General features: G+C 48.1%; 27 protein-coding genes. 2 read left to right on the top strand and 25 right to left on the bottom strand.

Features of this window, described 5'->3' with window-relative positions; all coding sequences use genetic code 11:
* Nucleotides 1–157 precede the first annotated feature (157 nt).
* The 9 genes from HP570_RS28440 to HP570_RS28400 all read right to left on the bottom strand — a co-directional run bounded on the left by HP570_RS28440 (nt 158) and on the right by HP570_RS28400 (nt 7,792).
* Nucleotides 158–436 carry a hypothetical protein gene (locus HP570_RS28440; protein ID WP_015892771.1) on the bottom strand — a complete coding sequence of 93 codons (279 nt, stop codon included), beginning with the start codon at nt 434–436 and terminating at the stop codon, nt 158–160.
* Nucleotides 437–775: 339 nt separating this feature from the next.
* Nucleotides 776–1,018, bottom strand: coding sequence for a hypothetical protein (locus tag HP570_RS28435; protein WP_173627898.1), 243 nt, complete (start codon nt 1,016–1,018; stop codon nt 776–778).
* Nucleotides 1,019–1,123: 105 nt separating this feature from the next.
* Nucleotides 1,124–2,005 carry a LysR family transcriptional regulator gene (locus HP570_RS28430; protein ID WP_173627897.1) on the bottom strand — a complete coding sequence of 294 codons (882 nt, stop codon included), beginning with the start codon at nt 2,003–2,005 and terminating at the stop codon, nt 1,124–1,126.
* A 187-nt stretch (nt 2,006–2,192) separates the two neighbouring features.
* On the bottom strand, nt 2,193–3,314 hold the full coding sequence (locus HP570_RS28425; RefSeq protein ID WP_173627896.1) for an aminotransferase: 1,122 nt from the start codon (nt 3,312–3,314) through the stop codon (nt 2,193–2,195).
* 31 nt (nt 3,315–3,345) lie between these two features.
* On the bottom strand, nt 3,346–4,395 hold the full coding sequence (locus HP570_RS28420; RefSeq protein ID WP_173627895.1) for an ornithine cyclodeaminase family protein: 1,050 nt from the start codon (nt 4,393–4,395) through the stop codon (nt 3,346–3,348).
* Between the two features lie 130 nt (nt 4,396–4,525).
* Complete coding sequence (locus HP570_RS28415) at nt 4,526–5,257, bottom strand: IclR family transcriptional regulator (protein ID WP_087351054.1); 732 nt, start codon at nt 5,255–5,257, stop codon at nt 4,526–4,528.
* Nucleotides 5,258–5,284: 27 nt separating this feature from the next.
* The gene (locus HP570_RS28410; protein WP_173627894.1) at nt 5,285–5,974 is read right to left on the bottom strand and encodes an amino acid ABC transporter permease; all 690 of its coding nucleotides are present in this window, start codon (nt 5,972–5,974) and stop codon (nt 5,285–5,287) included.
* Between the two features lie 64 nt (nt 5,975–6,038).
* Complete coding sequence (locus tag HP570_RS28405) at nt 6,039–6,851, bottom strand: ABC transporter substrate-binding protein (protein ID WP_173627893.1); 813 nt, start codon at nt 6,849–6,851, stop codon at nt 6,039–6,041.
* Between the two features lie 218 nt (nt 6,852–7,069).
* The gene (locus HP570_RS28400; RefSeq protein WP_173627892.1) at nt 7,070–7,792 is read right to left on the bottom strand and encodes an amino acid ABC transporter ATP-binding protein; all 723 of its coding nucleotides are present in this window, start codon (nt 7,790–7,792) and stop codon (nt 7,070–7,072) included.
* Nucleotides 7,793–8,005: 213 nt separating this feature from the next.
* Between HP570_RS28400 and HP570_RS28395 the strand changes: the two genes are divergently transcribed.
* Nucleotides 8,006–8,605 (top strand): hypothetical protein, encoded by a 600-nt coding sequence (locus HP570_RS28395; RefSeq protein WP_173627891.1) that lies wholly within the window; start codon nt 8,006–8,008, stop codon nt 8,603–8,605.
* 32 nt (nt 8,606–8,637) lie between these two features.
* Here the strand turns inward: HP570_RS28395 and HP570_RS28390 are convergent, their stop codons facing one another.
* The 6 genes from HP570_RS28390 to HP570_RS28365 all read right to left on the bottom strand — a co-directional run bounded on the left by HP570_RS28390 (nt 8,638) and on the right by HP570_RS28365 (nt 12,950).
* Nucleotides 8,638–9,450 (bottom strand): metallophosphoesterase family protein, encoded by an 813-nt coding sequence (locus HP570_RS28390; protein ID WP_173627890.1) that lies wholly within the window; start codon nt 9,448–9,450, stop codon nt 8,638–8,640.
* Entirely contained in the window at nt 9,447–9,998 is a 552-nt protein-coding gene (locus tag HP570_RS28385; protein WP_173627889.1) for a riboflavin biosynthesis intermediates N-glycosidase, read from the bottom strand. The genes HP570_RS28390 and HP570_RS28385 overlap by 4 nt, the downstream gene beginning before the upstream one ends.
* Before the next feature lie 21 nt (nt 9,999–10,019).
* Nucleotides 10,020–10,721 carry a YwqG family protein gene (locus HP570_RS28380; protein WP_173627888.1) on the bottom strand — a complete coding sequence of 234 codons (702 nt, stop codon included), beginning with the start codon at nt 10,719–10,721 and terminating at the stop codon, nt 10,020–10,022.
* A gap of 127 nt (nt 10,722–10,848) precedes the next feature.
* Nucleotides 10,849–11,199, bottom strand: coding sequence for a DUF6463 family protein (locus tag HP570_RS28375; RefSeq protein ID WP_173627887.1), 351 nt, complete (start codon nt 11,197–11,199; stop codon nt 10,849–10,851).
* A gap of 13 nt (nt 11,200–11,212) precedes the next feature.
* Entirely contained in the window at nt 11,213–12,397 is a 1,185-nt protein-coding gene (locus tag HP570_RS28370) for an ArsA family ATPase (RefSeq protein ID WP_173627886.1), read from the bottom strand.
* Between the two features lie 76 nt (nt 12,398–12,473).
* A complete protein-coding gene (locus tag HP570_RS28365) occupies nt 12,474–12,950 on the bottom strand; it encodes a MarR family winged helix-turn-helix transcriptional regulator (protein WP_173627885.1) in 477 nt (158 codons plus the stop codon).
* Nucleotides 12,951–13,095: 145 nt separating this feature from the next.
* Between HP570_RS28365 and HP570_RS28360 the strand changes: the two genes are divergently transcribed.
* Nucleotides 13,096–13,284, top strand: coding sequence for an H-type small acid-soluble spore protein (locus tag HP570_RS28360; protein ID WP_173627884.1), 189 nt, complete (start codon nt 13,096–13,098; stop codon nt 13,282–13,284).
* A gap of 85 nt (nt 13,285–13,369) precedes the next feature.
* On the opposite strand, the gene HP570_RS28355 is transcribed toward HP570_RS28360, so the two are convergent.
* The 10 genes from HP570_RS28355 to HP570_RS28310 all read right to left on the bottom strand — a co-directional run bounded on the left by HP570_RS28355 (nt 13,370) and on the right by HP570_RS28310 (nt 24,272).
* A complete protein-coding gene (locus HP570_RS28355; protein ID WP_173627883.1) occupies nt 13,370–15,553 on the bottom strand; it encodes a polysaccharide pyruvyl transferase family protein in 2,184 nt (727 codons plus the stop codon).
* A gap of 4 nt (nt 15,554–15,557) precedes the next feature.
* The gene (locus HP570_RS28350) at nt 15,558–16,265 is read right to left on the bottom strand and encodes a glycosyltransferase family 2 protein (RefSeq protein WP_173627882.1); all 708 of its coding nucleotides are present in this window, start codon (nt 16,263–16,265) and stop codon (nt 15,558–15,560) included.
* A gap of 30 nt (nt 16,266–16,295) precedes the next feature.
* Nucleotides 16,296–17,789 carry a glycosyltransferase gene (locus tag HP570_RS28345; protein WP_309139220.1) on the bottom strand — a complete coding sequence of 498 codons (1,494 nt, stop codon included), beginning with the start codon at nt 17,787–17,789 and terminating at the stop codon, nt 16,296–16,298.
* A 29-nt stretch (nt 17,790–17,818) separates the two neighbouring features.
* Nucleotides 17,819–18,016 (bottom strand): hypothetical protein, encoded by a 198-nt coding sequence (locus HP570_RS28340; protein ID WP_015892790.1) that lies wholly within the window; start codon nt 18,014–18,016, stop codon nt 17,819–17,821.
* 14 nt (nt 18,017–18,030) lie between these two features.
* On the bottom strand, nt 18,031–18,408 hold the full coding sequence (locus HP570_RS28335; protein ID WP_173627881.1) for a DUF2642 domain-containing protein: 378 nt from the start codon (nt 18,406–18,408) through the stop codon (nt 18,031–18,033).
* Between the two features lie 224 nt (nt 18,409–18,632).
* On the bottom strand, nt 18,633–19,601 hold the full coding sequence (locus tag HP570_RS28330) for an aromatic acid exporter family protein (protein WP_301337221.1): 969 nt from the start codon (nt 19,599–19,601) through the stop codon (nt 18,633–18,635).
* A gap of 162 nt (nt 19,602–19,763) precedes the next feature.
* Nucleotides 19,764–21,416: a YcdB/YcdC domain-containing protein gene (locus HP570_RS28325; RefSeq protein WP_309139219.1), complete on the bottom strand. Its 1,653-nt coding sequence runs from the start codon at nt 21,414–21,416 to the stop codon at nt 19,764–19,766.
* A gap of 121 nt (nt 21,417–21,537) precedes the next feature.
* On the bottom strand, nt 21,538–22,290 hold the full coding sequence (gene hemQ, locus HP570_RS28320; RefSeq protein WP_015892794.1) for a hydrogen peroxide-dependent heme synthase: 753 nt from the start codon (nt 22,288–22,290) through the stop codon (nt 21,538–21,540).
* 120 nt (nt 22,291–22,410) lie between these two features.
* A complete protein-coding gene (gene nagB / locus HP570_RS28315; protein ID WP_173627880.1) occupies nt 22,411–23,175 on the bottom strand; it encodes a glucosamine-6-phosphate deaminase in 765 nt (254 codons plus the stop codon).
* Nucleotides 23,176–23,378: 203 nt separating this feature from the next.
* Nucleotides 23,379–24,272, bottom strand: a complete 894-nt coding sequence (locus HP570_RS28310; RefSeq protein ID WP_015892796.1) for a MurR/RpiR family transcriptional regulator — start codon at nt 24,270–24,272, stop codon at nt 23,379–23,381.
* Nucleotide 24,273: the final 1 nt, after the last annotated feature.

Here is a 24,273-nt window from a genome sequence, read left to right as displayed (position 1 = left end):
CTAGTCTGGAAATATTCTTCTCCCCACCGCAGCCACCGTCTTTCAGACTTACCATGATTACCCTTTTGCGTTGTGAGAATAAAAAAGCACATCACCCTCTACAGGGGAATGTGCTTGGAACACTACTCTTCTTTTCCTGATAACCAGACGTCCTCTATTAGTCTATGTATCCAGCGACTCCTTTTTTAATCAAGTATTCCATTTCTACATCCAGGATCTTCTCGACAGTGATCTCATCCAGCTTCACATCTGACTTACCCATGACGTAATCTACGAGATCATCAAAATCAACGTCGACATCACCTTTTGCATCTGCCTTCGCACTGTTCATGTACGCTTGCTCATGCTTGAGTACGATCATGATTTTTTGCGGGTCTACTTTTGTTTTCGCTGCTACATGCGCAACGAGTTCGGTTTCGTTTACTTGCTTACTCATTTATAGTCATCTCCTATTTCTCTTACCTTCTGTCATTTTACACTATCATTGCCCTTCCACACAGAAATGAAAGAAATCAAAATTATATCAGTCAAACAATCCTCGCTCTAGAGCTGCAAGAAGAGAAAATATTGTTTCCAAAAGACAATTTGCCCCACATTCAATTTTTATAAACGTCAGACTCAGGTCACCTTCGATATCAAAGAGCTAATTTTTGAATGAAAAGCATCGATTCCTATATTTTCCAACTAACTATTGGGAATGTCATGCTTATGCTATGTAAATAATTATCCTAACTTTATGCTACGCGTATAAAACAGTTACATGTTGGATCTACACCTATATAAAGGAGATGCTTTTCTTGGAGAATAATAACAACAGTAATAACAACTGCTCGGGGAAACCGGTGCCAAAGTCAGAGCCTTCGACAGAGTCTACTACATCTACTACATCTACAACCCCCACAACATCTACGACTCCTACAACACCTACGAGACCGAGACCGGAGCCTGGAGGAGGTTTAATACCGACGGAACCCCAAGGGGGAGGTACAATACCGTCACCGCATCGATAATAGTTCACAGATGGACAAAACCATTTGTAACCCAATTCTAAGCATGAAAGGAACCTCTAAGGGCTCCTTTCTTCTTACTTTTAAGGGACTTCTTAGACAGTCCCTTGTCATGACTACTCTTCTCTTACGGATAACCAGATGTCTTTGACTAGTTCCATGAAGGTCTGGATTGCCGGTTCTTCTCGTCGGCGACCCAGACAGACCAGCGATGTTTCTGCTTTCTTGGAAAAGCGGTACAGCTCGATTAGTTCTCCTGTTCGAAGCTCTTTTTCCACGAGAACCTTACTGAGCAGGGCTATGCCTGTTTGGTTCAGGACTGACCGTTTGATCGTTTCTTCGCTGCTACATTTTATGACAGAGGGTGGGCTGTAGTTTAACTCCAACAGGCATTGGGTAATAAATTCGTCGAGATTGCACCCCTCCTGATAGGACAAAAAAGGAAAGGTCACGAGTGCTTCTGCCAGTGTTTTGTCCTTCATCAAATCAGGAGAGGCAATCAAGGTAAATTGTTCCAAGTCCACGACGCTGGAATGAATACCTGGTTGCGAGGTGGTGCCCGCAATGATCCCAATATCCGCCTCGTGGGCCTGAATTTTTCTCAAACTCTCCTGACTGGTGCATGAAATCACCTGAAGATTGACCTGTGGATGTGGCTCGACATAAGCTTTCAGAATTTGGGGCATGTATTGTATGCAATAAAACTCCGGGGCCGCCACGACCAGCGGTCCTACAGGCATGTCTAAGTGATTAAGTCCCTCCGCCATGTGCTGGAGAACGTAGAAAAGCTGATCCGTATGCTGCTTCACTATTTTTCCGGCCGGTGTCAAAAACGTGCGCTTGCCTACCCGATTGAGCAAAGGATGTCCCAGCTCCCGCTCCAATGCTTGAATCTGGAGTGTAATCGTAGGCTGGCTGTATCCGAGTTGCTCTGCGGCCTTCGTCAGGTTCAAATGCTCGGCAACGACCTGAAATGTCTTCAGATTGCGTAACTCCATGATTGATTATCCACTCCCTCACCGAACGACACCCATTCTTCGTGTAAGTGCGTGTTCAAAAATTCGGCTTTTTGAACAACCTCAGTTAGAAAAAGTGTAGCCGAGAGTGGCTCTATGTTCAACCGATACCCTATGCGTGCTTCCCTATAATCTCCGCCAGCTTGTGAGCCGTCTCCTACTTTATCCCTTATTTGCGTGACTCCAAAAACTCCGATACTTTTGATAGACCCACTTGAAGTACTTCCGTCGAGCAGGCGTACCCGATTCGTAACCACCCTTCCATGTCAAAGCAACTGCCTGGTGTCAAAAAAGCCCCTGTCGTTTTAAACAGGTCAATACAAAACACTTCCGAAGGGATATCCAGCTCGTATTTGAGCATCGCCGTTGTTCCTGCCTGCGGCTTGACGTAAGAGACCAACGGCTCCTTTGCTACCCATTCGTCGAGTATTTGCAGGTTGTCACGCACAATCTTCAGGTTGCGCTCCATGATCTTGTCGCGGTTTTTCAGTGCATGGACAGCCAGCATATCATCCAGCATCCCGCAGCTGATAGTGGTGTAGTCGCGGTGCGTAAAGCAGCTCTTGATCACGTCCTGAGGTGCTGCAATCCACCCCAGACGCAAACCCGCCAATGAAAACACTTTGGACATGCTGCTTGTCGCAATCCCTTTTTCGTACAAGTCGACGATCGATGGCACCACAACCTCTGGGTCTTGGTGCAAATTACGATACACCTCGTCACACAGCACATAAGCGTCAACGGAGCGGGCAATCTCTACGATTTCTCGCAGCAACCCTTCACCCATCAAAGCGCCAGATGGATTGTTCGGATTGTTGATACAAATCAGCTTGGTCTTGTCTGTAACGAGCGAGCGCAGCTCATTCAGATCAGGCAGAAAATCATTTTCCGGCAAAAGTCTGAGCAGCTTGACCTGCGCTCCGAACGACTCCGGTACCGAATAAATTTGCTGATAGGTCGGATGAACGGTAATGACTTCGTCACCAGGCGCAACGAGCGAGAACAAGGTGAGAAAATTCGCTCCAATCGCCCCGTTCATCGCCAAAATGTTCTCTGGCTTCATCATTTGATACATACTCGCGACGAGGCTGCGGAATTCCGGCGAACCCTCGATATGACCGTACGTCAGCTTCTTCTGGGCCATCTCGCGGAAAAAATCTTCCGGCTCATCGGAAAGGCGGATCAACTCTTCTACCGTCAGCGAATCGACGCATGTTTCGGCAATATTGTAAACAGCCTCCGTCTCATAGGCGTTCATCCATTCTTCTACTTTAAATGGTGCAATTCTCATCGTCGTTCCTCCTTATCCTATCCTTTCACTTTTACAGATCCACTATCGTACCTACACCACGCTTATCCGCCACTTTCAAAATGTGTGCAGCTGTCAGTAAGTCTTGAAACGCGATCCCGGTGCTGTCAAAAATCGTGATTTCTTCTACATGTTGTCGTCCTTGGACATGACCGGGGATGACATTGCCGATCTCTGCTGCGATATTGCCTTCTGTTATCAGGCCCTTTTTTACAGCTACCTTTGTCTCTCCCACGCGTACAGCCTGTCCTACATCATCAACGAAGACGCGCGCTTTTGCAAAAAGCCGTTCATCGATTTCCTGTTTTCCTTCCATGTCTGCCCCGATGCAGCTAATATGCGTCCCCGGCTTTACCCACTCCGCCTGGATCATCGGTTCACGTGAAGGGGTTGCGGTGATGATAATATCTGCTTTTCTAGTCGCTTCTTCGAGGGTGTCCACTGCAATAAACTGCACGTCACAACGGCTGGCATAACACTCGTACTCTTCTCCTGCATATTTGGAGACGAATCTGGTCAAAAGGTTTTCTTTGATATTGGCGGCAAAGCTTTGCGCCTTCTCTGGTGATCGCGGATTGCAGATGTACACCCGCTTGATCTCTGTCATCGTCATCAGTGTCGCCATGATTTGAAAAGGAGCCTGGTGTCCCGTCCCGACAATTAGAAGGTTCTCCGATTCGGGACGTGCCAAATACTTTGCCCCGATTCCACCGGCAGCTCCTGTACGCATACAAGTAATGTGCTCTCCACTCAAAATCCCCTGTGGTACACCCGTTTGGCTGTCCAATACCATCACCGTACCAACTAATTGTGGCAGACCTTTCTTGTCATTGTCACCGAACCACGAGACGAGCTTGAGTCCAAATATATCCGCTTGGGGCAAATGACCGGATTTGATATCCATGTCCGCTCTACCCTCGACGAACTCATGAAAAATGAGCGGAAACAACGTCGCCTGCTGACTCGATTTCATTTGATAGGCTTGCTCGACCACTTCAATCACGCTGGCCATATCCAGCACATCTTCGGTAGTTTCCTGATTTATGACGCGAAATGGAAACATGTCTATCTTCCCTCCCTGCTGTTTCTTTCACACTAACACAGTTTTTCAGGGCGAAAAAATTGAAAGATCCAATGGTTCCTATTAAAAAAAGCAAACCCTCCACCAACAGATGCTGGAATGGAGGATTTGCTTATGCTCCACCGATTCTTGCCGAAATCGTTGTAGCTTGACGCTTCACTTTTTCGATGAGTAGGGGCAATCGATCTTCTGTCACCCGAAAGCATGGGGCGTTGATCGAGAGCGCTCCGACGAGTTGATTTCCGTAGCCGATGATCGGAGCGGCAACTGCCATGGTGCCTTCCGTCTTCTCCTCGTAGCTGATCGCATAGCCACTTTTCTTGGCTTCACTCAGCTGCTCCAAAAATGACGGCTGCTTGTCTCGTGCAAGCTGGGCGGAAACGACCTTTGTAATCGCATCCTGCTTCAAATACGCGAGAATGATTTTACTGGGGGCGCCAATTGTGAGAGGTATCCGCTCCCCCAGATTCTCATCTATGCGTATTTTCAGTGGACTTTCTACTTTTTCGATCGGCATCGAATCCGTTCCGGCCAATACGTTGAGGAAAATACTCTCCTCGACTTCATTCGCCAGCTCCTCCATGAAAGGTCTCGCTACAGCTCGCAGGTTTAGCTTTTCATGCAGGATAAAACCGATTTCCATCCACGTATATCCCGGCTTGTAATGCTTGGTGACTGGGTCCTGCTCAACCAATCCGAACTGGATCATGGATTCGAGAAAACGGTGGAGCGTACTGATTGGTAGACCTGTTGCGCTCGCTAGCTCCGAAATCGGCCAAGCATGTTTTTCGTCTGAAATCAGTACCCGAATAATTTTCATCGCCCGTTCGACTGATTGAACCATCCTTCTTTCGTCCTCCATGACAAAAAGTTACGCTGCAACACTCGTGCTATCTTTCGTTTGTTTAGTGGGAGCTTTTCCTTTGGCAAGCCTTGCTTCCAGCTTATTTACAAAATACGAGAAGATCATGATCAGTACGAGATAGTACAACCCGACGACCATATACGTCTCCAGCTGCTTGTAGTTGGAAGCTGCCTCACCGAGACCCGTTCCCCATAAATCCTGCATCCCTACGTATGCGACCAACGATGAATCCTTCAACCCGATAATAAACTGATTGCCAAGCGACGGGATCGCCCGACGGAACGCCTGCGGCAAAATGATTCTTCGCATCGCCAACGGGTACGACATTCCGAGTGATCTGGACGCTTCCATTTGCCCGCGGTCGATGGACTGGATGGAGCCTCGGAAGATTTCCGCAATATACGCACCGTTATGAACGGCCAGCGCGATGGCCCCTGCCCAAAACTGCGACAGTGTGACCATATTCGCCAAGCCGAAGTACAGAATACAAATTTGTACGATCAATGGCGTTCCGCGAATGACGGTAATATAGGTGTGCGCGATGTAGTTCAATGCTTTGGAATCGGATATCCGGAAAAAGGCAATGACAAGACCTACCACACACCCGAGGAGCAGGGCAACCGCCGTCAACTGAACCGTGAGCCATGTCGCTTTTAGAAAAAGGGGATAACTGGATAGAAAAATATCAATAATCACGTTTAATCCTCCTCACATGAAGCGTTAAAAGGAGGGCGTCCATCACGGACACCCCGTTGCCCACTTACTGTTTTTGCAAGATGTTGCGGCCAAACCATTTTTGGCTGATTTTCTCATAAGTGCCGTCTTTGACGATCTCATCCAACGCCTTGTTGATCCGCTCCACTGCCTCTTGGTCGCCCAAGCGCACAGCGATTGCTTGCTCGTCAAAGCTGAGTGGTTCGCCTACATCAATCACTTTTCCGCCGCCTTCTTTAATGAATCGCAAGCCTACTACCTGGTCGGTAATCACTGCATCGAGACGCCCTGTCGGCAGGTCGAGCAAAGCGGTGATATCGCTATCATATTGAGTGATTTTGTCTTCATCCGTCAGCTTTTTCGCCCAATCCAAGTAGTTGGATGCTTTCACGACGCCGATCTTTTTACCTTTCAAATCCTCTTTGGTCTTGATTGTTGTATTGCCCTCTTGTACGAAAATTTGCGAACCGGAACGGTAGTATGGATTGGTGAACAAAACAGCTTTTTGGCGTTCAGGTGTGACGGTCAAGCTCCCGATGACAGCGTCGTATTTTTTCGCGTCCAGGCCAGGGATGATCGTTTCGAATGGATTGGTGATCGGCACCGCGTTCATGCCCATTTTTTCTGCCAGCGCTTGTCCAATCTCTACGTCAAAGCCAGTCAGTTGCCCGTTTTCCTTGAAGCTAAACGGCTTGTACACGCCACTCATGGCGTACGTAAAATCCTTCTTTCCACCGTCACCAGCAGCTTGTCCACCTGCTGCCGGTGCACTTCCCTGTGATCCACAAGCAGAGAGCAACAACGAGCCTACTAGGACAGTGGACAACAAAATTCCGGACCATTTTGCATGCTTTTTCATTGGTGATTCCCCCTGTATTCATCTCTACTATTCGTGTTCAAAAAGTTGGCTTTTCAGCACCGAGAAAGTGGTGAGAACCTGAAGAAGGAGGAGCGGAATGTAGCGGACCTACATGAGCACCGGACTTCGAAGGTGAACACCTCTTTCGATGTCGAATTAGCTTTCAGGACTACTTCGTGATCAAAAGACGACTTTTTGAACTACCTTTTTCATGGATTTTAACGGATGCTGCGTAAAAACTGCTTGGTACGATCATGCTGTGGGTTTTCAAAGAATTCTTTCGGCGGTCCTTGCTCCAGAATTTGCCCATCGTGCATGAACACCGCCCGATCAGCTACTTCACGAGCGAACCCCATCTCGTGTGTCACGACGATCATCGTCATTCCTTCTTTGGCGAGCTGCTTCATGACCTGTAACACTTCACCGACGAGCTCGGGATCGAGTGCAGAGGTTGGCTCATCAAACAGCATGATCTTCGGCTTCATCGCAAGAGCCCGGGCGATGGCAACCCGCTGCTTTTGTCCACCAGAGAGCATATCCGGGTAGACATCGGCTTTGTCCTGCATATTTACTTTTTTTAGGAGCTCGTACGCTAATTGTTTGGCTTCTGCTGCACTCATCCCTTTGACGTGAACTGGTGCCTCGATCACGTTTTCCAAAACGGTCTTGTGCGGAAACAGATTGAAGTGCTGAAAAACCATGCCGACCTCGGCGCGGAACTGATTCAGATTCGTCTTGTGTGGATCAATTTGCTGGCCGCCGATTCGAATCTCTCCGCTGTCATAAAATTCCAGAAAATTCAAACATCGGAGTAAAGTACTTTTGCCTGATCCACTGGCTCCAAGCAAGACAACCACTTCCTTTTCTTCCACCGTGAGCGTAACGCCCTTCAACACGGTTAACGGGCCAAAAGATTTGACAAGCTGCTTAACCTCAATCATCCTGCTATCCCCCATTTATCTCCCGGATGAATTGCGTATTCCTTTTTCCGAATACCGGAAACGTTTTCTGATTTAAATTATAATTATATATTTTCTGATATTCAAGAAAAATATGTTTTATTGAATAAATATTCATGATAAGAATATGGAATAGTTTTCCTCCCCGCTTGGAATGAATAAATGAGAGTGTTTTATACATCAAGGAGGATCGGGATGAAAGTAGCAACGTGCTTCTCAGTAGGACTCATCATCATTTTTCAGCTCTCCGCCTGTTCGCTGCCAGGTCCACAAGCAGCACCACCCCCACAGCAAGCGGCTCCATCTGACCCTGAGCCGGAAGTCAAAAGACCGGCAACCGATGAGATCAAAGGTCGAATCATAAACAATCAGTTCACGGTGCCGATCCCGATCACCGAGACATTTACGTTTACCCTTCCTCCCACTTGGAAAGGAAATTACATCGTGGAGGAGTTCTCATCGACGACGAAGCGTCCCCCTCGCCAACAGCCACAGGAGGGCAAGCTGGATGTGCCGACGAAATACGAAGTGCATTTTATGTTCGCGCCTAATCAGCGAAAGGAAGGGCACTCCTCACTCCTCACCATTTTTGTCATGACGGTACCGCATTGGAATCACTTGTCCAAAATGGAAGGGCCTCCGCTAGGTGATGTACTGGCACAAACACATGGGCTTGTCTACGCTGTCTCCTTGCCCCAGTCCAATCCATATGACCCCGCGACTCCAGACGGAAAGCTATATGGGCAAATGGTCATGTCCCTTGAACAGGTAAAAAATTCCTTTTCCGTTCAGTAATAGAAAAAAGTGGTTAGCAGCGCAGAGTCTGCTCAACCACTTTTTCGCGTAAAGACAAATAGTTTCCCATCCGCGTTCAACACTTGTGTCCCTTGGCCAAGCTCGATCCAAGATCGCGCCCAGTGTACATGCCCACAGCAGACGAGTACTGGAGAGTGTTGCTGCAAGCACTCACGAATTTCAGGTAAGCCTTGCAAATCAAATGAAGGCTCATCCGGACCTTGATGAAGTAACAAAATGTCAGGCTGCTTCCGAAGCAGCTCCCGCATTCCTTTCAGGAACTCCTTCCTTTCCCTCCGATTCGGTTTATCCGCACGACCTACGATTCCGCCCAGGCCCGCAATACGGAGCTGGCTGACTTGCACCATTTCGGGATCATTGATTACGGTGATGTCTGCCATGTGTTGAAGCTGTGCGAATGAACCCGAGTCAAACAAATCGTGATTGCCAACAACCCCGACCACCTCTCCAAACTCGCGTTGAAAAGCTTTCCACACGGAAGAGGGATCGCCGCTACTTCCCCGTTCCCATGGATCGGCATACAAGTCTCCGCATAGCAAGACCAGAACGCGTTCCCTTGAAATGGATGGCTTTTCGATTTGGAGTAACAGTGAAACCATCTCTGGCAACGCTTCGCCAAGCAGTACCTGCTGCTCGTGTCGAGACTCTATCACCCCTTGCAGATCGGAAGTAATGATGATCGCATCATAAGCATCAGGAATATTCACCATTTCCCCAAAAAAGATGGGCAACCTGCTCGGAACAACACCTTTGCCATTCGCGCCTGCTGCTAGATAGGGAACCTGCTCGACGGGTTCTTCTCCGATCTTGGTAATCCGGATCACGAACGCAGTTGCTCCCTGACTGCCATCAATGCAAAACCGAGCAAATTTTCTCCCCGCCACTTTTCGGGCTGTTCCGCATGCGGATGATCTTGGGCCATTCCTATTCCCCATATCCGATCATAAGGACTCGCTTCGACAATAATGCGGTCACCTGTGTCCAAGAGGTATGCTTTCAAATCGACATGCTGGCTGAATTTTAACAGGTTTGCTTGGCGAACAATCGATGTCTTGTTCGCATTCCACACAGCCTCGTCAAAGGAATGTACCTTTCGTCCCAAATCCTTCGCTTGTTTCGGATGATTTTTTCTCAGTATTTCATCACGGATGGCAAGATCACCAAACAGCTCAGCCTTTTTCGCCATCATGTAATGCTCCGCGGTTAGGTACGTGATACCGTCCTCTACAAAAGCGGCCGGATACCATTGGCTGAAACAAGATTTATCGGTCGTGCCTGAATCCTTCTGTGTATGCCCCCAAAAGAACAAGTATTTCACTCTGGTCTTCTGCGATTCTTTGAGTAAGCTTTGGACGTCATGTATGTGCGCCATCGTTGTATCCCCATCTTTCTTTTATAGACAATCCCATGAATACGAAACCTTTGAAAAATCCAGACGAAGAAGGTCCTCCCTGCGAATGAAGAAGTTGCCCACTCCGCTATCTCCCCACGAGACATAGTAATCGTAATTGTCGCCTTCCATATCCAGTTGAAGGAGCATCTCCCATCCATCCTGATTCCCATACTCCTGGGTAAAGTAGGGATATCCTCCGATCCGTGAACCGCTTGCATCGGCAAGGTCCCAATATTTGGAGTAGGCCACTTGATTCTCGTCAGTAGGTAGCTGATAATTCACCGCCTGTGGATCTCGATGAGGGACGTACTGCGACTCTAGTTTTCCTGTCACTTTGTATGGCCCACCTAGTACCGGACTGTACACGTCAGGGTCCTCTGGTTGAAACGGGTCAATTTCCTGTGTGTCCATGACCTCATCAAAATGGAGCACGTGAAAGGATTGATCCATCAATCCGAAGGTATCATCCTCCTTGACAAAAAAACTGGTCAATCCACTAGCAGGGTAGCCATCGAGTCGCGGCATTTGCGTCCAGTTGATTTGTTCGAGAAACAAGTAGTCGTTTCCATCTTCATCCTGTGGGTATGGCATTTGTGGCGGCAGCCACGGCTTTCCGCCCACCTTGCTATCTGTTAAGGTGGCCGCTTCTTTCGTCAGCGTGAGCTTAATGGATGACTTCGCGGATTTTTGGATGTGTTCCAAAAACTCTGGGGTCCATTGGTTATTGCATCTAAGAAGTTCAAGGAAGATCACCTCGGATATTGAACCATATGGAAAATGGTTACATTCATTTTATCTGAACCATCTACCTATCCGCAAATTTCTTACATCACTTGCGCAGCAGGATGCCAGCCTGTGGTATACCAAGCCAGAAGCCAGAGGTAGGCATGGCAATCATCCCGACCACACATATCCCGAGTATCGTCCACCCAAAGGCAGCCGGCGTCTCCATTCCCTTCTTTTTCATCAGCCAATCCGCCATATATCCGAGCAACATCAGCAAAAAGCCAAACATTAGAAACCAGAAAGCAGCAACTTCTTCTTTCCCTACCGCATTCCAAAAGCCATTAGCAACAATCTGCTGAAGCGGCTCCGCGTATAAAAACAGACCGACAACCGTATGCAGCAGTCCTGTCAGGATGAGAGTGAAGCCCATTTGGCGCTTGATCCCACTTACCATGTCCATTCTCCTCTCAATGCTGGGCAGCCCCTTCCCTTGCGCTAAAACGAATGATCAGCCGATCTTCCGCATATTTCGCTCCCGTCACCTGTCGTCCCATTAACACTCGTGGCAAGATGACTTTTCGCTTGTAGGCGCCAGCATTTACGGTCAATTCATCCCCTGTTTGCGTTAAATCCAGCGCTGCCTTATCCACAAAAGGAATCATCAGCTCCAAATGCAGCTCACCATCCACTTCTCGAATCAGTTCCGTTCTGCCCTGATAAAGCTTGGCGGATGGATCTTCTGTTCCAAAAACGATATCAGCCAATTCTTCTAACACGGGAAGCCCAATCACTTCTTTTGGCATCATCGGGGCTTTCAAAATCGGCAGCGGCTGAAAGTTTTCCACGATTTCGTTCTCATACTTGCGCTGCAGATCCCGCCAGTGGGCAAAAAATCCTTCTCCCGCTTCATCCGGAAGCACCCGATTCACGATGATGGCATCCGTATTGAACCCGAACAGATTCAAGTACGTAAACGAGCGCTTTGCTTCCGCAAGTACCATTTTTTCTGGATTTACTACGATCCTAACTGATGTGATTTCCGGGTCCAAAACAATGCGTTGCATTTCCTCCAGCCCCCGGGCGAGCTGCTCGACGCTGTTTAGCACATCATCAGAAGGAAGCTCTACTTTGTTGACGATCTTGGCCACTGGGCGAACCAGTTTGATCAGCTTGCGTTCCGTCGGAAAAATTTTCTCCAACCACCAATTCAATACGTTGGGATAACTGAGCAGACGCAGGGTTTCTCCGGTTGGGGCACAATCTACTACCAGGACGTCGAACTGCCCGCTTACGGCATGTTCCTTGATCTGTAGCAAACTGAACATTTCCTCCATGCCAGGAAAAACAAGCATCTCCTCCGTCGTAATATCAGTCAGCTGTGCTTTGTCGAGCAGTGTTGTCAGCCATCCCTGAACGGCTCCCCAATTGCGCTCGGTTTCCCGCAAGCTGTTTACTTCCTGGCCCCATAAATTTTCGCTAATGAGTACGGGGTCTGGTCCGATCACAGTCCCCAATGAATCTGCCAAACTGTGTGCCGCATCCGTACTGAGTACGAGCGTCCTCTTTCCCTGCTTTGCTAGCTTAACAGCCGTTGCTGCTGCAACACTTGTCTTGCCAACTCCACCTTTGCCAGTGTAGATGATGATTCTCATCTCGACTCTCTCCTTCACGATCCATTTAGTACGATTTCGTAGTAATTAAACAAAAAAAGAAGCAGATTCGATCAAACTATTCCTCAATGTTGATCTTGATGGAACGAACCTTTGTTTCACGAGGCTTGACAGGTCCTCCGTCCTGAAATACCTTGGCGGCTTTGAGTAAAAGGGCAGTGAATTGCTCCATTTCCTCCGGTGTAAATGCCTCCTGAAGCCTCCCCAACATCGCTAGCATCATTTGCTCTGATTCTTTTGCGAGCTGTTTGCCTGGTTGTGTCAGTGTGACGAGCTTCACCCGTTGATCCTCTGCAGAGGTAGCCCTCGCGATGTAGCCTTTGCGTTCAAGCCGTTTCGCGATGCTGGTCATCGAACTAAGCGGCGCCCCCATCTCTTGCGCCAACTCTGACATAGTCAAATCTCCGCGGAACAACAATAGGAGGAGGGTCGTCAAATCAGAGCGAGTCAGTTTTTCTTCAAGCTGCATCGTATCGGGCATAAAGGCGAACGGACGCAAACCGGTTTTCAGAAAGAGGTCATATAGTTGCTGCATACCGGTGACTCCTTTTAGTACGATTTCGTAGTAATTTCCCCTCCAATTTATTACATATTTTAGGTAATGTCAACAGCGGTAAAAAGTATACTGCGCTGGGCTGACGTACATATTAAAGCTGTTACAACTGACAGGAGGAATCAAAATGAATAAACAGCGCGCGAAAGAAATCGCCGCTTCACCCGTTATGGCGAATGTGACCTGCGATGGAATGCCCGTATACATCCAGCACATAGATGATGACAACGACATGGCGAGAATTTACCCGCTCAACCAGCCGGATCATGAGATGAGCGTTCCTGTAGCCAGCTTGCGGGAGCACGGTGAGTACTGATTTTTGTCACGATCAACGATTGAGGGGACCTGTAGCGAATCCACAGGTCCCCTCATCTTTTACTTTTTTTATCGTACAAATGGTCTTACAACAAGCCCTGAATGAACGGCAGCTCCAAATTCTCGATCATTTTTTTCTGACTCGCCGCCAATTTTGCTGTGATCTGATCCTTGCGTGCGATGGCCTCCCAGGTGCAGGAAAGAATTCGTTCACCTAGTCGCGGCTCGTCTGTTGACACGATGAGCTCCGGGAGATCCAGTGAATAAGCGAAGTCAATACCCTTAATGCGATACGCCAAACAAACGAACGGAACACCCGCAGCGGCACTCAGCACATTGGCATGCAACTTAAAGTTGATTGTCGCTTGAAAGCCTTTCATCAACTGCAGCATTTGCGTATGATCGTGCAGCTCAAGGTCGAGAATCGTATGCGCTGGATCGTTGATTTTTTTGTACAGTCTTTTAATGGCTTCCCGATCCGGTCCCCACATGGTGAGCAAGTGGATATCGTAGCCTGCCTGGATTAGCTTCTTGGCTGCATGCGCTAGCGCATCCTCTACTGCAGTCTCGTTTTTCCCATAAATCCGGTTATAGGAAGTGCCCCAGTTGATACCAATCGTGGGTCGCTTGTTTTTATCTACGACTATTGGCAATGATGCAGGGAGAAGCAGCATCCCCGGATCTCCGCTAATCGCTGCCTTTTCTCCTACTCCCGCTTGCTGGAGGTATTGGAGTGTAATTGGTCCGCGTACACCCAAAAACGTGGCGTGCTCGGTGATTTTTTGCAGCATGTGGCTCATTTTATCTTGGCCATTTATCAGCTTGCTCGTCATTCTGCCGGAAGAATCCAGCTCTACTCGATCTTGCGAGTCAAATCCGCTTCCCCAGACCCAAAGATTTTTTTTCTGTTCAACAGCACGATAAGCTACATCCACATACCCAGGGATGAGAAGCGATCCTCCCCCCAAAACGACGGTGTCATACTCGCTTACATCCTTCAGATCAACCCCGGGCAAGGAAGGTATTACCTTGTATTGTGTAGGGTCGAGGTATTTGCACGACAAATTGTAAAAGGCATGCCACATCAGCTCGTCGCCCAAATTGTTGAACCCCAGCCACCCAACGTACAAGACTTTTTTCATATTTGTTGTCCCCCCTCCATTCTTTATTTGTGCATAAATAGTAAGCAAGGAGGCACATTTTTGCGTGATATGAAAATGGTTTTGAACCCACACCCTTCCATGACCTCCTATTTCCTTCAATTGACTCCGGTCGCTACATGCTTGACGCAATGCACTATCAATCAACGAAGGAGACGGCTTCTGCACAGAGGAGTGGTCACCGAAGTAACAATCCCAAGCCAACTCGTAAGACGAAGGTTCCACCAAACCGACGTAGCCGTGATTCCCGATCGCAAGCACAGGCTTTCCACATGCCATCGCTTCGAGTGCGACCCTCCCTGTTCCAATCACCAAATCACTGATGGCGTAATACGGCCGGACATCCGTTTGTTCCCCCACAATGTGAATATAGGGCTGCCCTGCGGCTTTATTCAGCACTTTTGCCAGCTCATGAACATGAATGGCCTGGGCACCCGAACCCACCACCACGATATGCAGGTTGGGGATTTCATTCCGCAGTGTTTTGGTTGCCCGCAACACCATGTTGCACACCGTCGCTTTTTGCCAAGCCAACCTGCTGACATACGTAACCACTGTGGCATCAGGCGGCAAAGACGGCACATCAGCCCTACTTGCTGAGCCTGACTGAAACTCTTCCATATCAATCCCATTGGAAATGAGTGTGGTTTTTACCCCGCGCTTTTGCCAGAATAGTTGGACAGGTTTGCTCACACTGATAACGGCGGAGCAGAGCTGGGCTACTTTTATCGCCTCATCCTTTGGGTAGTACGTTCCATGCAAGGTGAACACGACAGGAATGCCGAGCTCATTGGCTGCCGTAGCGGCAAGAAAGCCTGATGGCGTTTGATGGACATGGACGATGGTAATACGATGCTTCTTCATACATGCACGGTAACATTCGATCAGATGCTGTCTGCGTGCCGAAAGCGGCTCACGAGCGGATTCTATCGGTTCAACCAAAAAGCCTGCATCAACAAATTCTTGGTAGAAGGGGCCATTACCACCTGCATAAAACAATTGGACTCCTTTTTTCCTCAATGCTTTCCCCATGCTAAGAACGTATGTCTCCGTTCCGCCTGTCCTCAAACTGTCCAGCACCATCAATATCCGATCATTACTGCTAGTCAACTTTTTACCCTCCCTTCTTCCGATAATAGTGGGCTGAACGCTGCTCAGCGTGGGTCCGGTAATAATACAATGCTTCTGCTATATTGTTCACGCCTGCTCTCGCATTCAAAGCTTTGGCGATAAATTCGTAGTCTTCTGCACCCTCAATCCGGCGTGTCGGGCCACCAATCTGGTCAAACAATCGCCCTCGAAACATGCAGGTTCCGTGACAGACGCAGTGTCCCCCGTTTCCGTATACTTTGCGAATGTCATCGCCGTACTTGATCCATCCAGCTAGCTGCTTTTTTTCCGGATGATCGGCCGAAAACGCATAGTAGTTCGTACCAACCAAATCGATCTGGGGATGGTTTTTCAAATATTCAACCTGCCGCGAAAGACGCAGGATATGGGAGAAATCATCCGAGTCCTGAATCGCGATGAACTCGCCTCTGCTCAGGTAATGCCCGACATTGATGGCACCCGAAAAGCCAATATTGCGAGGGAGCTCATGAATCAGCACCTGATTCTCTCTTGGAAAAAACCTTTTACTCTCTTCCAACCATTTTTTGGCCACTTCTACGGAATGATCTGTCGATGCATCATCGATCAGGATAATCTCCCAATTCTCATAGGTTTGCTGGAGGATGCTGTCCAAGCATTCACGTATATAAGCAGCCCTGTTGAAATTGGTAATGACGACACTTACTAGACCTTCTATTCTCTCTTTTGCCAAATTCTTTTCCTCCTTCCAGTCCTCTTGTTTTCACATCTCATCTCGCTGCCGTCCTTTCGCCAGAAACTGTAAAGCTTCCACGTGGTCACCCGCAATCTGTTCGACGGCGGGGGGCATTCCAGCGCTGGCGAAGTGTTTTTCTGGCCGGAGTCGGTTGGAGGTGAAGCTGTTCACCTGATGAACCAATTCCATCTTTACACCTGCCTGGGCATATGCTGCTTGTGCTTTTGGAGGACAAAGCAGTATGTGCCACCCGAGCGGAGCAACCGCTTCCCTGCGTAAGGCAAAGGGGACGGTCACCATAGACCCGATCCCCAAATCCTTACGATTCAAAGCCAAGTTGAGCGCTTGGCGACAAGCCACGAAGACATTGTCTGGGCAAGGTTGATTCAAAAATACAGAAACATCATTCAGGGCCACATCCACGCCGCACTCACACGCGAGAACAAATGGGTACAGATCATGGACGGTCATAATCATATCCGCATCGACAAACAACAGGATGTCGCCTTTCGACAAACTTGCACCAATTGCCCGTCCAGTATCGACGCCCAATGCAAATGGGAACTCTACGGTCGTCACGCCGCATTCACGGGCAAGCTGTGCTGTTTGATCAACGGAACCATTGACGACCACGATGATCTCAGCAGGGTCCAGTCGAAGAACTTCACGGATCACTTGCTGGATCGTCGCTGCCTCGTTACGGGCTGGAATGATCACGGATAGCGTTTTCCCACCGTAAAGAGTTGTTCGTCGCAAAGGCCATTTCCCTACCTGTGTAACAGGCATACCACTGTTTTTACTACTCACATTCTCTGCTATATCTCTTCGCCGGCCTCCATCGGACAGTCCGCCGCGAAAAGGAAGACGCGAGACGAGATCAAGCTGTTCGGCAATCACCAGCTTTTCATACAAGGAGAGCTCTTTGAGCAACGAACCGTGAAGCTGTGGCAAAAACATCCGTTCTTCCGTCCCCGTTCCAAAGGTTTGCGCGGTAATGGACAGCCCACTCATAACCGCCCGCTTGTGTGCTTGGACAGGCTGTGCCAACTGTTCCACTCCGATTTTGGAAAGTGCCTCTCTGGTCATCGCGTGAGGGGTGTCTAGTAAGGAAGCTTCACGCAGATCAGTGCGGCCGAAAAGATTATTTAGCAGCAGGGAAAAACTGTGGATAGGCCTTGGTTTTGTCAGCCTCCTGTGTCGTATATCCTGCTGGGGCAAAACGACCTGTGCCTTTCCATATAAAATCGGGAACAAGAAGCGCTGCAATCCAGACAGCGAATCGATTTGTTCTTCACCGAGAAAAAGCAGGACACTTCCTTTTGCATGCTTGGCAGCCTCTCTGCGCCATGAGAATAGATTCTCAGCAGCCTCTACAAGAACGACGCGGACACCTGAGTCAAGTTCCAGGGCCCTTGTTGAAATCACGATGATCTCCAGAGGTGCAAGCTGTTTGCATGCGGCGATCAGCTTTGGCAGATGAGCTGTCCCATGCATGGCAGAGATTAGAATGGATAGGGGCACTAGGCCCCTTATCCCTTGCCTCTCTTTCATTAGAGAACGCGCACGTACGTGATGCGATCGAGTTGAAATACTACTGTTTGGCCACCGCCATAGCCGGGATCACTTGCTGCAAGCACGGTTAATGTCGAATTGGTCACGCCAAGCAACTCACCGTTAATCACGTCTAATCCGATTACGACTTGTACACTATCGCCTATAAACGTTCTCAATTTCTGTACATAGTTCATTTGTCTTCTCCTCCTTACACCTCATGAACATAATTAATTTGTGTGAAACGAATCAGCACACGTGAACCGCCTGACTCTATGATTTCAGCATAGTCCCGACCAACCTCATTCAGGACGCCTGTGACACTTCCTGCATCAGTTCCCAGCTCGACGTTTTCATGCAAATAGCGCAGCAGCACTTTACGAAAAGAATCTTGTCGCAGCAAATTATTGTGGTTTTCTTGCAGAAACGCGGCGAATTCTTCTGCATACAGCTCTTTGCGAAGCGAACAGCGAATAGCTTCTTCCTTGTCATTTTCGACTTCTTCGTCTCTTTGATCTTTTCCCCAAACGAGACGTCGCAGCCCTTGAAAATACTCTTTCAACTCTTTTTCATTCACAATTAATTTCATCTGGTCACTCTCATCTCCTTGATCCTACTCTTTTGATTTATTTTTCGCCGCTTGTACACGGTATACAAGTAAGTTCAAAAACGTACTAGGACAACTGTGTAACTTTTTGGTTTTAATGAAAAGTTCACGGAGTTTTTACCGAAAAACAAAAAAAGACTGCGAAAAGTATTCGCAGCCCTTCCTTCGGTGTTCTACAACTCTTTCATTGTTACGTACTGTTTTGGCTAACTCTTTGCCACCTGTGCCTTTTCGTCCCTGTTCTTGCCTAGCTCATGCTTGATGAACAAATAGCTCTCAATTTCCCCCAGAAGGTAGAAAAGCGAGGCACGCGTCTCAAATTCCTCTCGCGTTCGCGGCAAATCTGCTGCCTTGATCTCCTCTTGCATCACACGTAGTTGGTCGATGAAGCGGTAGGCGGTATTGCCCGGATGTACCGAGGCACTGATTCGCTCAAGAAAATCTGCGATCCGATGGCTCTCTGCCACCTGATTGTCCAAGGAAGAGACGATTGGCATCATGCGTTCCAGTAACTCGAACTGCTTTTGCCGCATCACAAAATACTCGTAGTACGAATCATGACGACGTCCCAATCGATTGCCAACATCTCGTGAAGCCAAACGAATTGCCGTTTCCAATACACCGGTTGTTTCGATCAATTCTTTCCCGTCCCAATCACTTTCCCCGTGACGCAAGTAGTAGCAGAACTCTCGCAAAATTTTGCTGAACAGCTTCTCCACCTTTACTTGCATCCCTTTCAGCTCTTTATCGAGACTCGGCATGTACAGATTGACCAGTAGGGCTACACCCACACCGATGACGAGCAAAGCAACCTCATTTAGCAATAGCATCCCATCGATTCTCTTTGAAGAATACAGATGCATAAGCACAACCATGCTGTTGACGAAGCCTTCCTGAATGCCAAAACGCACGGCGAGCGGCAAGAAAAGCAAAATGAAAAGGAGAATGGCAATCGGCGTATAGCCCATAAGGGAAAACAGACAAACACCGATTCCCAGACCCAATAAACTGGCCAGAATCCGATTCCATGCTGTCTGAAACGATTGCTTGACTGTTACCTGAATACACAAGATCGTAATGATCCCCGCAGAAGAAGCAAACATCAAGCCTAGCTGCTGGGCGATCAGAATCGAGATAGCCGTTCCAATGGCTGTTTTTAACGTACGATAACCAATTTTAAACTTGAGAAAGCCCAGTCTTGTTCCCCTCCGCTGTCAAAAATGCTTTCCTGTTTACTTTAACAAAAAGTGTCCGGGAACCAAAGACAAGGTTTCATAAATTTTTGCAGGAATGTCGGCAAGGGTATTCATGCGGTCTGGCTTGAGCCACCCACTCGGCTACTGCTTTCGTTCCTTGGTAAAGCTGTGCCACTTGCCATCTGCTGTGACGAGCCCTTTTTCTCCCACATAACGATAGACGAGGAGTGGCTGTTGAAGCATTTTCATTATTCCATTACTCCCCCTTACTTTTGGCTGAAAGTAAGTAAGCATGAGCTTCTTGTTCTCTTTCACGACTTTTTTCGCCGCATTCAGATCGATACCATCTTCATTTTTGGGAAGAGATGAATCACCCGAAGGTCCAAGGTTATACAGATGGTTATACAGATCCACTACTTCCCCTGTCTCAGCGTCGACATTGACTTGAAAGATGCTGGAATCGCCTGCCGGTACGCCGTTTATCAGATAGCCAAATTCGATCTCATACGGTTCATCATTTTCCCAGATTTCTTTGATCCTTTCCTCACTTGGAGCGTAATCGACCGCATATATTATTCCTAACTGATCAGAGTAGAATGTTTGTACGAGCTTTCGTGCACTCTCTTGTGCTTGTACCCAGGTAATACCCTTTTCTATTTTCTTGCTCTCTTCGTTGAACCTGGTCTTTTGATTCACGTTGTATTGGACGAAATAGCCACTGGTGTCAATCCCTATTTTCACAGTATCTGACTTTTTTCCCTCCCTTGGTTGGGAGGTAAACTCGAAAAACCAGACCTTTCGATCAGATCCTGAGCCTGATTCAATAACCCTGCCATTCGAAAGATATGTACCAGGGAGCTTTTTGAGCTGTTGCTCGGCTATTTTTTGCGCCTCGTCTTTCGTAATGAGCTTTCTTTCTGCGGTGGATGGAGGAACGGTTTTCCCTAACGGCTGTATCTTCCTTTCTTTGGCAACCTGTCCGTACGAATCGAGCATCTTTCCTGTGATGGCATCTACAAACTGGGGGTCGTTACGCTGGAATTCATACACGAGCTGGTATGGTTCAGATTCCTTCCGAGAGACGAACGCCATATCCTTTGTTGGAAACGCCCCTTCATCCCATTTCTTCTCCGCTTCCGCTATCTTGATGACTTTCGAAGCATCTGGAAGTTTCCCCTCGGACCAGCGCCGCTCAAAATAGATCACTTCTCCATCATTACCCACTATCAGTCGAAACCCATTCTCCAGAAAAGGAATCCCGTTTTCGATACGAGTAAAATTTACATCTATTCCCTGTTTATCACGCGTGTAGAAAATGTCCGAATCAGGATATTCATTGGGCTTGGATACACGGCTCCGTTCTTCTTCTGTCGCTACTTGCTTAAGAAATTGAGTCGCCACTTGAAACGCCTGATCTTCCGTTAGTTTCTTTTGATTTGCATCCAAGTCCTGTTCTTCCCCAAGATACTCGTATTTCCATATTTTTCCTGACGTTGCATCCTGTTGCACACCTAAACTTCCACCATTTTCTTTATCCCACCTGGTATACCATATGGATTTTCCCCATAACATTTCAATGCCGTCTACGAATTGGGCATCTCTTAACTTATACTCGCTCAGCATCGTCAACTGCTTCTGGGCAAGTGCGATTGCCTCTTTCTCCGAAAGCGTCTTCTCGGCAGCATGTACGGCTGGCGTCAGAATTTCTCCCCCTACTGAAGCAAATACAGTTGTCATCAAAAGGGTAGATGACACTCCTAGTGAAAGTCCCCACGATTTAGTACGTTTTAACACAAATCAACCTCTCCTCTCCAATTCCAAACAACCTTATTTTACCATTTATGAATAACAAAGGCTCAAATAAAAAAATCCGCCAATGCGACGATCTCGCACAGCGGATTTTTGGGCATGTTGATTATACTTCCAGCTTTTTCACCAGTGTTTCTTCATTCAATATGTTTCCTACGAGGAAGTTGCCGAATTCACCGAAGCGCGCACTCACTTCGTCAAAGCGCATTTCGTAGACGATATGCTTGAATTCCAGCGGATCGTTGGCAAAGAGGGTAACGCCCCACTCCCAATCGTCGAAACCAACGGAGCCACCGATGATTTGCTTCACGCGACCAGCGTAGGAGCGACCGATCAAGCCGTGGGAGCGCATCATTTCTTGGCGCTCCTGCATGGAGAGCATGTACCAGTTGTCTTGCAGATCGCGCTTTTTGTTCATTGGATAGAAGCAAATGTGCTCCCATTTTGGCAGGATTGGATAGAGGCGGTCGCGCACATGCGGATTCGCTTTTGGATCTTCACCTGGGCTATTTACATAATTGCTCAGCTCTACTACGGATACATACGAATAAGGAGCTTCTGTATAAGCAGCAAAGCGAGTTTTATTGAACACTGTTTTGATCTCATCGAGTTCTTGCATAGTTGGACGCAGGAACATGAACACAAGGTCTGCTTTGTGTCCGAGAATGGAGTACACAGCCGTGCTTCCTTGGTTCTCTCCCTCATTCGCTTCCCATGTGCGGATCAAAGCATTCAGCTCGTCCAACGCTTCTTTGCGTTCTGCTGCGGACGCTGCTTTCCACTTTTCCCAATTGATGGTGCGGAAATTATGATACGTATACCAACCTTCTAATGTAAGCAACGCTTCGTTTGCGCTCATTAAAATCAGCTCCTTAGAAAAATCTGGTGACCTTCTTGCAACATTCCCAGTATAGCATAAGGAACAAGTGCGTATTCGGAACAGATTGGTGAACAAGCAAAAGAAAAACCAAGCGGTACATTAGCTGCCGCTTGGTTTGGTTCCTGCAAGTATGGAGGTGGTCAGCTTGCTAGCTGCTTCCTGATCTACAATAACGGTTACGTCTCTATGCAATTGCAATAAGGAGGCTGGGACATCTGCCGTAGGCTCTTCCTCTAGCATCAATCGCACGGCTTCTGCTTTTGCCTCTCCACTTGCGAGAAGTACAACTTTTTTAGCACCAAGAATCGTCTTGATCCCCATGGAAACCGCCTGAGTCGGCACCTGTTCCACACTATCAAAATAGCGGGCATTTGCTTCTATCGTACTGTCAGTGAGCTGGACCACGCGCGTCAATGAGTCAGCAGGAGAGCCAGGCTCGTTGAAGCCAATATGGCCGTTATTGCCGATCCCCAGCACCTGGATATCAATCCCGCCCGCCAATCGGATCGCTTCCTCATAGCGTGCACACTCTGCCAAATGATCTGTCGTATTCCCAACTGGCACATGTGTTTTCTCCACAGGAATGTTGATGTGATTGAACAAGTTTTCTTCCATATACGAGCGATAGCTTTGCGGATGAGTCGAAGAAAGTCCGACGTATTCATCCAGATTAAAGCTGCTCGCTTGCGAATAATCGATGCTCTGTGCTTGCGACAGCTTGATCAGCTCACGGTACATCCCTACTGGCGTGCCTCCGGTTGCAAGGCCAAGGACGGTCTTCGGATTTGCTTTTACTTCGCTTACGAGCATTTCAGCAGCTTTTCTGCTGAGCTCCGTGTAATCTTTCACGATCACGAGCTTCATTTCCAACCACTCCTATTTCATATAAAAATAAGTTCAAAAAGTCGTCTTTTCAGCATCTAGAAAGTGGCGAGAACCTGAAGAAGGAGGAGCGGAGTGTAGGTAAACTACATGAGCACCGGACTTCGAAGGTGAACGCCAATTTCGAAGTCGAATTCGCTCCCTGTACTACTCCATGATCAAAAGACGACTTTTTGAACTACCACTTAGTATTTTCTCTCTAGGACAGCCTTCGCTGTTCTCTCTTTATATAAAAGGGCCTTTTCCTTGTTGCGCATCGTGATTGTCGTACTGATAACATCCAGTACATGCAGCTGTGCAATTTTCGCTGCGAGAGAGCCCCCCTGCAACGGACCTTCTTGCGCTGCGGTTAAAAGCGTAATGTCCGCTACATTCGTAATCGGCGAGCGTCGATAGTGCGTCAGACAAATGCAAGCTGCGCCTGCCTGTTTGGCGACCTTCAATGAATCGATCGTGTCTTTCGTACTGCCTGATACAGACAAACCGATCGCGACATCCCCCGGTCCCAGAGTCGCTGCAGCCATCGCTTGCAGATGCGATTCATTAAAAGCGTCCACGCGAAGCCCAATCCGCAAGAACGTGTACTTGGCATCCTGGGCTGTTACCGCAGACGTGCCTACCCCGTAAAAATGGATCGTGTTTGCTTTTTGCAAAAGGTCTACACAGCGCTCCAGCTGTTCGAGCTGAAACAGCGCCGAGGTATCCCCAATCGCCTGTTGGTTGGTTGCGGTTACTTTGTGCGTGATGATGTCCAGCGAATCGTCTTCTCCTACTTCGCCATGCAAGTTTTTGACCGGATTGACCAATTCCTGCGCCAATGCCAGTTTGAATTCCTGATAGCCATGGAAGCCTATTTTCCTGCAAAATCGCAAAACGGTCGTCTCACCCACTCCAGCCTTTTCGGCAAGGTCAATCACCGATGAATAAATCACGCTGTCTGTCTGCTGTAAGACAATATGGGCAACCTTTTGCTCCGATTTCGTAAAGGAGGGAAGGAGACTCTGAATATGCAAAAGCGTATTTGTCTTCGTGATGGTAGCTGTCAATGGATGGGACAGCTCCTCCTGCTGTTTCATCATA

The sequence above is a fragment of the Brevibacillus sp. RS1.1 genome (assembly GCF_013284365.1).
In the GTDB taxonomy this organism is placed as follows: Bacteria; Bacillota; Bacilli; order Brevibacillales; family Brevibacillaceae; genus Brevibacillus; species Brevibacillus brevis_D.
This window is presented reverse-complemented; position numbering and strand designations above follow the sequence as displayed.